Source organism: Citrobacter sp. NCU1 (assembly GCF_010231475.1).
Lineage (GTDB): Bacteria > Pseudomonadota > Gammaproteobacteria > Enterobacterales > Enterobacteriaceae > Citrobacter_D.
Map to the genome: position 1 here is coordinate 7,666 of NZ_NRDO01000111.1, position 985 is coordinate 8,650.

Sequence of the window (985 nt, forward strand, 5' to 3'; positions counted from 1 at the left end):
TCACGTCAGCCATACCGTACCGTTGTTGATGAGTGCGGGCAGCCGCCTGCCAGCCTCACATGAAGCCGTTCGGGGCGCGATTGCTGAATATATTGATGAAGAGTACGGGCACCAGGAATGGATCCTGAACGACATTCGGGCTTGCGGTGGTGATGTGGAAAGCGTTCGCAATGGCACCCCAGGGATACCGATAGAAATGATGGTTGCCTGGCTCTACTACCGCATTGAACGTGTCAATCCTATGAGTATTTTTGGCATGGTGCAGGTTCTGGAGGGTACCAGCGTGTCTATTGCTACCGCGATTGCAGCCCAGGTGGAACGGACGCTGGGGCTGCCAGAACAGGCGACAACCTACCTGCGTTCACACGGCGAACTTGATCAGGGACATCTTAAATTTTTCGCCTCACTCATGGACACTGTGACTGACGAAGCCGATCAGGCAGCCATTATCTATGCCGCACGTCGCGTCTATCGCCTGTACACAGAGATGCTTAACCAACTGGGGCAGACCACGCATGAACCTGCATGATAAAACAGTCCTGCTGACCGGTGCCAGCGGCGGTATCGGACAAGCGCTGGCACAGGCGCTGGCGCAAAAAGGGGCCAGACTCTGCCTGGTTGGACGCAATGCGCAGGCAATGACGCTTCTGAAAGAGATGCTTCCCAATCCGGAACGGCATCATATTGCATTAATGAACAGTTATACCGATGACGAAATCATCGCGCTGGCCAGCAGATTCAAAGATGAGAACAAACTGGATATCCTGATCAATAATGCCGGGACCAGCCGTTTTGCGCTGTTTGAACAACAGTCTTTTGACGATATTCGGGAACAGATTAGAACCAATATCGAAATCCCCACACTGTTGACCCGTGCCATGCTGGATAAGTTTAATCCGCAGGGCATCGTCCTCAACATTGGCTCGATCTTTGGTGAAATTGGGCACCCTGCCTGGAGCGTGTATAGCGCAACCAAAGCAGCCAC

2 protein-coding genes are annotated in these 985 nt (G+C 53.0%); both read left to right on the top strand.

All coding sequences use genetic code 11. The annotated features are described in order from the left end of the window. Positions 1–529: TenA family transcriptional regulator (locus CJP72_RS24500; RefSeq protein ID WP_162383844.1), on the top strand; the 529-nt coding region annotated here is incomplete at its 5' end. Further along, a partial coding sequence (locus tag CJP72_RS24505) for an SDR family NAD(P)-dependent oxidoreductase (protein ID WP_162383845.1) occupies positions 516–985 on the top strand: 470 nt, incomplete at its 3' end. The genes CJP72_RS24500 and CJP72_RS24505, both read left to right, overlap by 14 nt.